Source organism: Veillonella atypica (assembly GCF_041431435.1).
Classification (GTDB): Bacteria; Bacillota; Negativicutes; order Veillonellales; family Veillonellaceae; genus Veillonella; species Veillonella atypica.
Genome location: NZ_JAPVXV010000004.1, coordinates 260,170 through 271,365 on the forward strand (window position 1 = coordinate 260,170; position 11,196 = coordinate 271,365).

At 39.5% G+C, this 11,196-nt stretch carries 8 protein-coding genes, 3 tRNA genes, 1 rRNA gene and 1 riboswitch; of the genes, 3 read left to right on the forward strand and 9 right to left on the reverse strand.

The genetic code is table 11. The features are described from left to right. Positions 1-87: 87 nt before the first annotated feature. Positions 88-408, forward strand: a complete 321-nt coding sequence (locus O3598_RS06845) for a hypothetical protein (protein WP_371452242.1) — start codon at positions 88-90, stop codon at positions 406-408. 96 nt (positions 409-504) lie between these two features. On the opposite strand, the gene O3598_RS06850 is transcribed toward O3598_RS06845, so the two are convergent. The 6 genes from O3598_RS06850 to O3598_RS06875 all read right to left on the reverse strand — a co-directional run bounded on the left by O3598_RS06850 (position 505) and on the right by O3598_RS06875 (position 8,018). Next, a complete protein-coding gene (locus tag O3598_RS06850; protein WP_371452243.1) occupies positions 505-1,659 on the reverse strand; it encodes an MGDG synthase family glycosyltransferase in 1,155 nt (384 codons plus the stop codon). 97 nt (positions 1,660-1,756) lie between these two features. After that, positions 1,757-2,056, reverse strand: coding sequence for a non-specific DNA-binding protein Hbs (gene hbs / locus O3598_RS06855; protein ID WP_005381952.1), 300 nt, complete (start codon positions 2,054-2,056; stop codon positions 1,757-1,759). 52 nt (positions 2,057-2,108) lie between these two features. Beyond that, complete coding sequence (mazG, locus tag O3598_RS06860) at positions 2,109-2,888, reverse strand: nucleoside triphosphate pyrophosphohydrolase (RefSeq protein WP_005381939.1); 780 nt, start codon at positions 2,886-2,888, stop codon at positions 2,109-2,111. Further along, positions 2,872-4,476: a putative polysaccharide biosynthesis protein gene (locus O3598_RS06865; protein WP_060807493.1), complete on the reverse strand. Its 1,605-nt coding sequence runs from the start codon at positions 4,474-4,476 to the stop codon at positions 2,872-2,874. Before O3598_RS06865 ends, mazG begins: the two co-directional genes overlap by 17 nt. Further along, positions 4,473-7,763 carry a transcription-repair coupling factor gene (gene mfd / locus O3598_RS06870; RefSeq protein ID WP_371452245.1) on the reverse strand — a complete coding sequence of 1,097 codons (3,291 nt, stop codon included), beginning with the start codon at positions 7,761-7,763 and terminating at the stop codon, positions 4,473-4,475. Before mfd ends, O3598_RS06865 begins: the two co-directional genes overlap by 4 nt. A 170-nt stretch (positions 7,764-7,933) precedes the next feature. Next, positions 7,934-8,018 (reverse strand) — tRNA-Leu (locus O3598_RS06875). Between the two features lie 420 nt (positions 8,019-8,438). Then, positions 8,439-8,609, reverse strand: a riboswitch (cobalamin riboswitch). Between the two features lie 171 nt (positions 8,610-8,780). On the opposite strand from O3598_RS06875, the gene O3598_RS06880 reads away from it, so the two are divergent. Both O3598_RS06880 and O3598_RS06885 read left to right on the forward strand, forming a co-directional pair. Continuing rightward, positions 8,781-9,059, forward strand: coding sequence for a helix-turn-helix domain-containing protein (locus tag O3598_RS06880; RefSeq protein ID WP_038148711.1), 279 nt, complete (start codon positions 8,781-8,783; stop codon positions 9,057-9,059). A gap of 17 nt (positions 9,060-9,076) precedes the next feature. Further along, positions 9,077-9,529 (forward strand): hypothetical protein, encoded by a 453-nt coding sequence (locus O3598_RS06885; protein ID WP_009661397.1) that lies wholly within the window; start codon positions 9,077-9,079, stop codon positions 9,527-9,529. Between the two features lie 573 nt (positions 9,530-10,102). Here the strand turns inward: O3598_RS06885 and O3598_RS06890 are convergent. The 3 genes from O3598_RS06890 to rrf all read right to left on the reverse strand — a co-directional run bounded on the left by O3598_RS06890 (position 10,103) and on the right by rrf (position 11,160). Next, positions 10,103-10,179 (reverse strand) — tRNA-Arg (locus tag O3598_RS06890). 116 nt (positions 10,180-10,295) lie between these two features. Further along, positions 10,296-10,371, reverse strand: a tRNA-Trp gene (locus tag O3598_RS06895). 672 nt (positions 10,372-11,043) lie between these two features. Continuing rightward, a 5S ribosomal RNA gene (gene rrf, locus O3598_RS06900) occupies positions 11,044-11,160 on the reverse strand. Positions 11,161-11,196: the final 36 nt, after the last annotated feature.

Consider the following 11,196-nt stretch of genomic DNA (forward strand, 5'->3'; position numbering starts at 1 on the left):
TGACAGTCATACACCGCATCAGTAGAATACAGATAGATAACTAGACAGTAATACGACATGATAAGTACATACTATTAGGAGGTTCTCATGGCAACAGATGCAGTATTAGATTTTTATGATGCTCTAGATTTTGAAATTATCGACTTTGATGGTTATGATACGCTTTTTGTTGAACTATTAGACGATGGTACCTATGCAACTGTATCCGACGACGATGGTCATATGCCAGATACACTTGATACACCAATCGTATTCAATGTATATGACGATACCGATTCATTCCAATGGAGTGTAAGCCTTAATGATTCTCATCAATTGCAAGCACTACTGGAGGAACATACTTCAATAGAAGATTTCTTAAACGCATTACAAGAGATTCGTACGGAAAATATTGAAAACTATCAATAAATTCACCCACGAATAAAGAAAGGTCATCCCCAAGCTAATGGTTACCTAATCCATACTATGTGGTAGGTAAATTAGTTTAGTGGATGACCTTTTTATTTATAACGCCTCTAACTCGCACTTAGTAGAAAGCGCATCTGTTTTTGTATCGAGAATATGAATGAGTTCATTTACGATATTGGCAGCACCATCGACATGCCAAGCACGCGCTTGTTCAGACATTTGTTGTAACCGTGGCGGATTAATTAATAACGCAGCCACTACGTCCTCTAGATTATGTATATCTCTCGCCCAACGTGCACAACCTCGCTCCTCTAATAGCTCCGCATTAGCCTCTTCTTGACCAGGGATGGCATTAAAGAATACCATAGGTAGACCAATGGTAACAGCCTCCATACAGGTCAACGCACCAGGTTTTGTGACGAGCATGGTCGCTGAATGCATTAACTCAGATATATTGGATGTATATCCGTATACGGTAGTTTTCGTTTTCATCCGTACACTTAGATTTACCAAAGACTCATAGAGCGATGTATTTTGTCCTGCTACGACAGTAATCTCATCGATACCATTAACTGCATCTAAGTGCTGTAGTGCAATCTCTAATGAACCTAAGCCTAATCCACCGCCCATAACGAGAACCTTAACAGGTGACTTCATCTCATAATGATCAATGGCATCCTTAAAGAATGACCTCCGCACTGGAATACCGGATACATGAATTTTATCCCGCTCAATACCGACGGCGGTCATTTCTCCTACCATGTCCTCTGTAGCGACAAAATACGTATCTACTTGCGGATAAATCCAGAATTGATGACTACTAAAATCCGTTAGGATAGCCACTAATGGTACATCAATAAGGCCTTGGCGTTTCAAAATACTGGCGGCCCCACAAGGGAATGGATGCGTGAATACAATCACATCAGGCTTTTCTTGTTGAATCAGTTTCAACATACGGCTCTTTAGAATATAGGACAAAACGGTTTGTAAAATGGTCCCTTTTTTCTCTCCCTTTGATACGCGATAAATCATATCGTATAACATAGGAAACACGTCAATCATCTTAATATAGGTTCCCTTGATAAGATGTTCTACTGACAAGGTTTCCGTATCAAGAAAATCCACATGGCTAATCTCTGCCTGTGGTTCTTTTAATTTCCAATATTCTTCTATCGCCCTTGCGGCCTGCATATGACCTGTCCCAATAGAGGCAGATACAATGAGGACCTTCCGTGATTGTTCTGTAGTCATAATCTATCCTTTCCTTGTGATTATACCACATAAACAAGAAAAAATAACATAGACGAAAAAAGAGACCCTATCGGGTCTCTTTTACATCTTATTCAGATTATTTTTTGCGTTTTTTGGCAGGAGCTGCGTTAACTTGTTCTTTCAAACCTTTACCAGCTTTGAATGCAGGAGATTTGGAAGCTTTAATAGTGATAGTTTTACCGTTTTGTGGGTTGCGGCCTTCACGAGCAGCGCGTTCACGAACTTCGAAAGTACCGAAGCCGATAACTTGAACTTTACCACCAGCAGCTAATTCTTCAGCAACTGTGTCGAATACAGCTTTTACCGCTTTTTCAGCGTCTTTTTTAGTCAATTCAGTTTTTTGTGCAACACTTGCGATTAATTCTGTTTTATTCATGACAGAACCTCCTTAAAAATACAATACCCGAGATTACTAACATACCTCTAGGTTACTTTTCCTGCACTTTAGCCTCCTCCCAAAAAGCATCCAGCTCAGCTAATGAAAAGTCTTCCCATGAGCGATCGCTTTGGTTAACACAAGCTTCTACATGTGAAAAACGCTGTCGGAACTTAGTGTTTGTGCGATTCAGTGCATTTTCACCGCTTATTTTATACCATCTAAAGAGATTAATCAAGGAAAAAAGCACATCTCCAGCCTCTTTTTCCATATTTTCTCTATCTTTTAAGGCCACAGCCTCCTTAAATTCACCAATTTCTTCACTTACTTTTGCCCAAATTGGCTCCAGCTCATCCCAGTCAAAACCTACCTTTCCGGCCTTATCTTGTAGCTTTTGAGCAGCCACCAATGCAGGTAAACCCTTGGATACTCCATCTAATACACTTTTTCGTATATTTCCCTTTTCTTGTGCTTTTAATTCATCCCAAGTGTATGTTTTTCCTTTATTGTCAGGATTTTCTTCTGGAAATACATTAGGATGACGATGAATCATCTTCTCAGTTACGTCATTTATTACATCTTGTAATGTAAAAGCTCCTGATTTTTCAGCAAGACTACTATGAAACACGATTTGTAATAATACATCACCTAGCTCTTCACGCAGATTATCCATATCTTTATTATCAATGGCATCCACTACTTCGTAGGTTTCTTCAATAAAATAACGGCGCAATGATTCATGAGTTTGCACCTTATCCCAAGGGCATCCATTAGGAGAGCATAATTTTTGTACCACCTCTACAAGAGGTTGTATATCAATATTGGTCTTCATAGATTTGATTCTCCTCTGCTTGGCGTTTACGCAATCGTTTTCCAATAACAGGCATATGATACATATCATCCATTACGATAGCCTTAGTAATCCAAAGAGATAGTATATATACAATGAAAGCAATAAGGATGGATATAGCTACGGCAGCACCATTACCAACCATATCGACAAGGAACATAAAGCTAACTTGTGTAGCACCACCCATAGCCATAGCGGAAATGATGATTTTCAATAGGTTCATACATTGAATAATACTACCTACATACCGTTTTACGAATACTAGATTAATTAAGGCAGCGATGGCGAAGTTTAAGTTCGTAGCCCATGCAGCACCATTAATACCGAGTTCAATGGACCCGGTCAATTGATAGTCTAAGATAGCTTTCACCATAAGCCCTATAAAAATAGACAGCATAGGAATAATGGTGCGCCCTAATCCTTGTAATATACCAGCCGTAATCTGTTGCCATCCTAAAAAGATAATACTAAGACTAATCACGGCAATAACGGGACCTGCATTGGGCGTTGCATATATTAACTGAGAAATAGGCGTTGCCAATACGCATAAGCCTATACAAGCCGGTATAGCAAATAAATTGGCAATCTTCATCGCTGTGCTAGCACGCTCGATTATACGCCCCTTATTCACCGTTGCATGCGCTTCGGATACAGCCGGTACGAGGCTCGCTGCGAGAGCCGTCGTTAAAATAATAGGTAATCCAATTAATGACGTTGCCATCCCTGTCAAATATCCAAACTGTGTAGTCGCCTCATGTAAATAGTAGCCAATATCCATCAATCGTTTTGGAACGATAAAAGTATCAATTAAAGATACCATAGGCAACATAATATTGGCCATGGAAACGGGAATGGCTAGGGCAAATAAACGTTTAATAACAGCACTGGTACGTTCTATAGGGGCCTCTTCATTTTGCTCACTTAGCATCTGCTGACGCAAACTACGTTGAGACCTATAAAAATACACAAGTACGATTAAACCCGCTAATACGCCCGGAAATGTGGCGAAGGTAGCGCCACCTGCGGCCAGATGTAATCCGGAGTCGATAAAATAGTACGCAAGCCCCACCATGGACCCTACGCGAAATATTTGTTCAAAAACCTGACTTGTCCCGGTAGGAACCATATATTGGAAACCTTGGAAATAACCTCTAAAACAGCTTAAAATAGTGACAACAATAATAGCCGGCGATAATAATTGAATCGGTATTAAAGCCCTTGAATCCGTTATAATGTTCCATTTTATAAGCCATTCTGCACTAGCATAAAGTCCCACACTAAATATAATACCTACTAGTGTAAGCACCCGTAAGGATACATTAAAAACTTGTTGTACCCCACGCATATCTCTATTCGCCAATTTTTCAGCAATCATAATGGAGATTGCCACAGGAATCCCTGCAGCCGAAATACTAACTATAATCTGGTATATCGGATAGGCCATCATATAGAGACCTATCCCCTCGCCTCCAAGAATACGAGCGACGAGTACCTTACTGAAAGCACCAATAATTTTAACGATAACACCAGCTATTGTTAAAATCATGGCTCCCTTTAAAAATCGGTTCATAGGCCCCCCTTAGATTTCTTTGACAACTCCTTCATCACCGCTTCTGTAATCGTTAAAATAGATCCCTTTAATCCATTCAAACTGATGTATAATGACGCAGGTTTTGTGTCCATGAACTTCATTTTCTTCCATAAATCTTCGCGAACAGCACCCATATCCCAATCGGCCATTTTTGAATCATCTTGCCAATGGATGATGAGCTGACCATCGCGACGAACGATGCTCTTAATTCCCAACAAACGAGCCTGTTCCTTAATTTGAGCGACTCGTAGTAAACGATCTACCGGATCCGTTGGTGTACCAAAACGGTCGATAAGTTCATCCGTCAAATCATCAAGCTGCGCTTTATTCTTGATTTGTAACATCCGTTGATATACAGAAATCTTGCGCGCACTATCCTTGATATAGGCATCATCTATGAAAGCATCAATTTCAAGGTCAATGGCAGGATCTGGTACTACCTCTTTGACGACCTCTTTATTTTGTGCTTTCGCAATGGCTTCCTCTAACATAGATACATACATGCCAAAGCCGACCGATGCGATATTACCATGTTGTTGTGAACCTAATAGATTACCAGCCCCTCGAATTTCCAAATCGCGCATAGCTAGTTTAAATCCCGCCCCTAATTCTGTGAATTCTTCGATGGCTTTCAAACGTTTTTCTGCCGCTTCTGAAAGCATCTTATCAGGTCGATACATGAAATATGCATAGGCGCGTCGTCTAGACCGACCTACACGGCCACGCATTTGATAGAGTTGAGATAAGCCTAAACGATCCGCATCGTATATGATAATCGTATTGGCATTTGGTATATCAAGGCCTGTTTCAATGATGCTTGTACTGAGCAATACATCATAATGACCTTCATAGAAATCGGTCATAATTTCTTCGATTTGACGGCCTGTCATCTGTCCATGTGCAACAGCATAACGCAAATCTGGCAACGCCTGTTCTAATAGTTCCCCCATATGATTAATCGATGCTACCCGATTATACACGAAGTAAACCTGTCCCCCTCGAGCAAGTTCTCGTTTAATTGCATCAGCTATGAGATTCATATCGTATTCTACTACATAGGTCTGTACTGGTAGTCGATCCTCTGGAGGTGTACTAATAACAGACATTTCACGAACACCTACAAGAGACATATGAAGTGTCCGTGGAATAGGTGTCGCACTTAAGGTAAGGACGTCAATATTACTAGCCCATTCCTTCCATTTTTCCTTTTGTGCTACGCCAAAGCGTTGCTCTTCATCGACGACGAGGAACCCTAAATCTTTGAATTTTACCTTTTTATTTAACAAGGAATGCGTGCCGATTAAGATATCGATAGAACCATTTTCGACGCCCTTTAAGACCTCTTTCTTCTCCGCTGTAGAACGGAATCGATTGAGTACATCTACCTTTACACCAAATGGATTAAATCGATTTAAAAACGTTTGGTAATGTTGCTGAGCTAATACAGTAGTTGGTACCAATACGGCCACTTGCTTACCGCTCACAACGGCCTTAAAGATGGCACGCATAGCGACCTCTGTTTTACCAAAGCCCACATCCCCCGCTAACAAGCGATCCATCGGTGTTGGTCTTTCCATGGATTCTTTAATTTCTCGCGTAGCTTGTAATTGGTCCTCTGTTTCCTCATAAGGAAAGGCATCTTCAAATTCTTGTTGCCACGGTTGATCCGGCAAGAACGCAAATCCTTCTGTAATTTCCCGTTTCGCATACAGTTCAACTAGCTTATCCGCCAAATCATCAATGGATTTCTGTGCCTTTGTAACCGCTTTACGCCAATCGCTACCACCCATCTTATGAATGCGAGGTACATCGCCTTCATTGCCGATATACTTTTGCAATTGATCTAAATTACTAGCAGGCAAATACAGTCTATCTGTTCCAGCATAAGCAATTTCAATGTAGTCTCGATGGATACCTTCTGTTTCAATCGTTTTTAAGCCCACATATTTACCGATACCATGCATGCTGTGAACAACGTAATCGCCAACCGATAAATCCGTAAAATAATTAATTTCTTGGCCTTTTTTAGGCTTATTGCGAAGTTTGCGTTTTAGCTGCCCGTAAATATTGCCTTCTACAACGACGACTAAATGGCTATGCGGTAATTCAAATCCATCAGTTAATAAGCCTTGCATAACGTGAACCGTATTAGGCTCAAAATCCCAGCTTTCACAAAGCTTATACGGAATAGCATCACCATGCAAAGCCTTTTCTATGCCTTCACGGCGCTGCAAATTATTAATCACAAGTACAACTTGATTGCCCAGCTTTTGCCACTGCTTGATTTCATCCATCAACAACGGAATTTGACGCTCAAAGCTCGTCATCGTTTTGCCTTGAATGCCAATCGGATAAAATCCAGCTAGCCCTATAGAACGCTGTTGCATGAATGTGAAAGCCACCTCAATTTTAGCCTCTACAGAGCGTTGCAATTCAGACCATTCACAATGTTGCTTGCGATGTGTTGCATCTTCTTTTAAGAATTTCTTCAACGCTTCTTGAATGCGCACCGGTTCATCATAAATGATAAGTCCATCCTTTGCATAAGATAGCAATGTACTATCTGCGTCATCGCTGGTTAAAAAGAATGGCGTCACCGTATAAGAATCTACCGTTTCAATGGACCGTTGTGTATCTACGGAGAAATGGCGCATTGTATCGATTTCATCGCCAAAGAATTCCATACGTATTGGATCATCACTATTCACAGGGAAGATATCAAAAATATCTCCGCGTACAGAAAAATGACCACGTTGTTCTACCTGGTCTACGCGTTCATATCCAATTTTAACTAGTTTTTCTAACAGCTCATCTCGCTCTATAGATTGAGAAACCTCAAGATGCACACTTTGAGATATAACATATTGAGGACTCACTACATATTGCGTGGCCTCTTCTATTGTAGCGATGACTACAACAGGACGATTCCAGGCCAACATACTGAGCGCTCGCATTTGAGCCCCTTGTCCTTCAAGGCTACGAGCTACGGTAGTAAATTCTACACGTTCTGTAATGGGAAATGGCAATACCTGCACATTAGGCCAAAAAAACGCCAAATCCCGTTCCCACAATTCTTTATGTTCTTTATCGTGCACCACGATAATAATAGATTGTACTTGTTCCTCTGGAATAGCACGACTTAAGAGGAAAGACTTTTGTGATCCACTTAAACCATATATAACTGACTTTCCCTTTTGGCGAAACGCCTTTAGCCCATCTGTCATAGATGGGTTTTGTGAAAGCAGTGTGTCAATTGAAGTATCCATACTGCACCATATATAATGATTATCTATATAATATCTTAAACATATCTATTACAAGTACAATAGTACTGATAATTTATTATAGCATATTTACGAATATGCAAAAAAAAAGCCTGTTTCCTTGAACAGATGTAAATGGGCAAAAAAAAAGCACCTACAGGTGCAAATATAGTTGGTGCGGGAGAAGGGACTTGAACCCCCACGCCGTAAGGCGCCAGATCCTAAGTCTGGTGCGTCTGCCAATTCCGCCACTCCCGCGTACCGACTGAAACTATAATACCACTTATTATATATGTCGTCAATCATTTTTTGTAATTTTTATGAGACTTCATCATATATATAGAATTAACAATTTCAAGATGTCTATGTATCTATCAACTCTAAAGTTCCAAGAATCAAAAAAAGAGATGGTCCAAACACCTAACCTAGGTGCTAGGACCATCTCTCTTTTTAGGATGATGATGAATAAATGCATGCCCTACATTTACCAATAAATATATTAACAGACATAACAAAAGCCATGCTGATAATACCAAACGGTATATTCACCATGACTACTCTAACGATACAAAGATTATAATTTGTGTACTACAAAACATCATTTACACAAAAAAATCCTTTTTACGGGTACGTAAAAAGGGAGTCTAAAACTTCTCCTCCCTATCACTCGTAGGTCAAATGGTGAATGTTGAATAGGCAGTTCTCCTGACTCGGTGTCAACGCTCATCTAGCCTTCCCAGTTTCCCAGTGACTTAATTAGACTCGCTCAACCATACAGTGGCGGGACCGTGCTGGCCTTTAACCAGCTTCTCTATTATGCTTTTCAGCACCTATTCCCAAATATGATGTTGTCTATGTGTTTATATTATCACCGTATGTTACTTTCGTCAAACCTTTTTTACATTTTCATAAATAAATATTTATAATACACTAATAACAAAAGACTATATTTCAATCTATCTATTATCTCATTATGCTTTCATGTATAATGATAGAGTAATTTACATTATGGAGGTCATTATGTATATCGGAGACATTATAAAAGCATTCCGCGAGGAACACCAACTTTCACAAGAAACATTTGCAGCAAAAGCAGTTTTAACAGTTAGCGAAATCAATACACTAGAACAAAACTTTCAAGACGGGTCTTCTACACCCGTACCAGTTGCGATTCGACAAATAAAAGGCATTGCGCAAGCCATGGAACAACCAATGCCGGTTATCATGAGTCAAATACCATCCGACCAACAAGTTGTGGTCAACGTCGTCGCTGAATCAGATCAGCCTCATGCCAAATAAGGAGCAATCACCATACTATGAAAAAATTAGCTATTCTAACGCTTACATTTCTTGCCTTAACGGGTAGTGCCTACGCAGTTAATATAGGTGACCTAGAGAACGCTAGAGGCTATTCCTATATGTATCGCATGAACGGCCAACAATACTATGCAGATAATCGCGTCATCGTCCGTGCAGGCGAAGGCAATAACTACGAAATCATCGCAAAAACATATAGCCATCAAGGTGCCATGTATTACATGACAGAATATATCAATCATTACTATTTCAACCAAGATGCTGATACCATCTATTGGACACAAGACGAAATCAATCTAATTGATGCTCGTACAGGTCAAATTCTACGTAGAAACATTAAGAAAAACCCTAAGCTAAAAGAATTAAAACCAGATACATATGGTTATATGCAAGCCATCTATTCTAAAAATATGGCGATTGCTGCCGGACAATTAAAAGAAGTATCCAACTAACAAAACGGAGCTGTTAATACAAAGCAGCTCCGTTTTATTATTGTTAAGCCTCCGTATATAAGGTCCTACAAATTAGTACAGGCCTGTACTATCTCTAAGATGGCCTATCTATATAGGGTCCCTACGAATTAGAACAGGCCTGTACTATCTCTAAGATGGTCTAGCTATATGGGGTCCTACGAATTAGAACAGGCCTGTTCTATCTCTGAGACGACCTATCCATATAGGGTCCCTACGAATTAGAACAGACCTGTTTTATCTCTGAGTTGGCCTATCTATATGAGGCCTACGAATTAGAACAGGCCTGTACTATCTCTGAGATGGCCTATCTATATGAGGCCTACAAATTAGAACAGGCCTGTACTATCTCTAAGATGGCCTATCTATATAGGGTCCCTACGAATTAGAACAGGCCTGTACTATCTCTAAGATGGTCTAGCTATATGGGGTCCTACAAATTAGAACAGGCCTGTTCTAATTCTAAAAAGGCACTTAAGTTAGTATTAGTCTATAAGATCCATAAAATATAGTTAGACAAATAAAAAAACTCACACATTCGTGTGAGTTTTAGTTTGGTGACCCAGAAGGGATTCGAACCCCTGGCCTTTTGATTCGTAGTCAAACGCTCTATCCAGCTGAGCTACTGAGTCATGTACTTGGTACTTGATTATATTAACATAATGACTAGCTTTTTGCAAGCATTATTTTAATATTTTTAAGTAACTTTTTTATAGAATTGCGACCCGAAGGTCGCAGCTCTAAAGTTTGGCAGGGGCAGTAGGACTTGAACCCACAACCAACGGTTTTGGAGACCGCTACTCTACCAATTGAGCTATACCCCTATGCACATCAAGTGTACTTGATACTTGAATATAATACCAAGAAGCGCCCCCATCTGTCAAGGTAATTCTAAGATATTTAAGAATTTCATCTTTTTTATATAATACATAAATTACTATTAAAGTATAAAGATAATTATCCCCTCACTTTCATGTATACAAACAGATAATTATTCTATAACAATACTATTTATACGAAAAAAGGAAAGAGCCCTTTCGGGCTCTTTTTGTCTACTTAACTTTTATCTTTATATATACGGGAGATGGTATATATAATTAGAGAGTTTTGTATATGTATTGTTTTTTATACACAGGGAGAGTATTGTTGTGTATTTAAGTGTTGTTTTATGTGTTGTATTGTTTTGTGTTGTGTTGTTTGTATTATTTGTAAAAGGGACAGATAAAAGTTATTAAGTAGTAGACCTCCATTTCCTAGTTGATCTCAATCAACTATTGATAGTATAAAGATTCTATATGAATTATGAGTGAATAGAATTTAAACAAATTGTAAAATGAGTAATTTTTTGTGCATATTTAAATATGATGTGTGAATCACAAACGTCTCTACGCGCCTCTATCACCCCATACTCTATTTTCTCAGGTACGCTGGTCGGACTCTACATGTAAGTATATATAACAAAAAAGGCTAACCATTTGGTTAGCCTTTTTTAGCTTAATCAGCGACTTCCTATCCTCCCAGGCCGTCTCCAGCCAAGTACTTTCGGCGTTTACGAGCTTAACTACTGTGTTCGAGATGGGAACAGGTGGACCCTCGTAGCTATCGCCACTGAATCTGTCAGAGTTTGTACTCTGAAAACCACATAGAAG